Origin of the sequence: Streptomyces sp. B1866, assembly GCF_031932565.1 — a bacterium.
Lineage (GTDB): Bacteria > Actinomycetota > Actinomycetes > Streptomycetales > Streptomycetaceae > Streptomyces.
This window is the reverse complement of sequence record NZ_JAVSCF010000568.1, coordinates 1-772: the sequence shown is the minus strand read 5'-3', so window position 1 is coordinate 772 and position 772 is coordinate 1. Positions and strand designations below refer to the sequence as shown.

At 74.5% G+C, this 772-nt stretch carries 1 protein-coding gene; it reads right to left on the bottom strand.

The window, feature by feature from the left end; genetic code table 11:
• Positions 1-101: 101 nt before the first annotated feature.
• On the bottom strand, positions 102-569 hold the full coding sequence (locus RKE29_RS30225; RefSeq protein ID WP_312008891.1) for an SRPBCC family protein: 468 nt from the start codon (positions 567-569) through the stop codon (positions 102-104).
• Positions 570-772: the final 203 nt, after the last annotated feature.

Sequence of the window (772 nt, the reverse complement as noted above, 5' to 3'; positions counted from 1 at the left end):
CGCTCTCCCGCTGAGCTAATCGCCCGGTGCCGTAAGCCCGGCCAGCGGGCTTGGCGGCCCGCCGTGACGCCCTGAACGATACAGGTCGCGGGCCGTTGCCATCAAACCGCTTCCGGGCCGGCCGCCGTCCCGGCCAGGCGCGCCCGCAGCCCGCGCAGGCCCGCGCGCATCATCAGCGCGTGGTTGGCGCGGAAGACGAGGCGGCCGGGGACGGCCAGGCGGCGCAGCAGGGGCTTGCGGGCCACGACCTCCTGGTCGAACACGGCGCGGGTGCCGGTGCCGTGCGGCAGCACCGTCCAGCGGGCCCACCCCTCCACGTCGCCGGACACCGCGGCCTGGAGCACTCCGGCGGCCGGGTCTTCGCGCAGCCGCGTGCTGGTCACCCTCAGGTCGTACGGGGCGAAGGAGCGGACGCGGGCGGTCCCGGTCCGGTCGTCGACGCGCGACACCTCGCGCACCTGCCGCCACCACCGCGGATACCGCTCCCAGTCCGCCAGCACGGCGTACACGGCGGCGGGCGGGGCGTCGAGGTCCCAGCGGCTGCGGAAGCGGTAACGGCACCAGTCCATACGGCCAGTGTCCGCTCCGGGCCGTGCAGGCGGGTACCCGCCTGCACGTCGCGCGTCCGCCGCCGGGTGGTGAAACCCCGCCGTACGGGACACGCGTACGGGGCACGACCGCATGGAAACGACGAGGGCGGAATGTGTTCGCGTTGCTGACGCGAACACACTCCGCCCTCGCAGCCGGTGGGCGATACTGGGATCGAACCAGT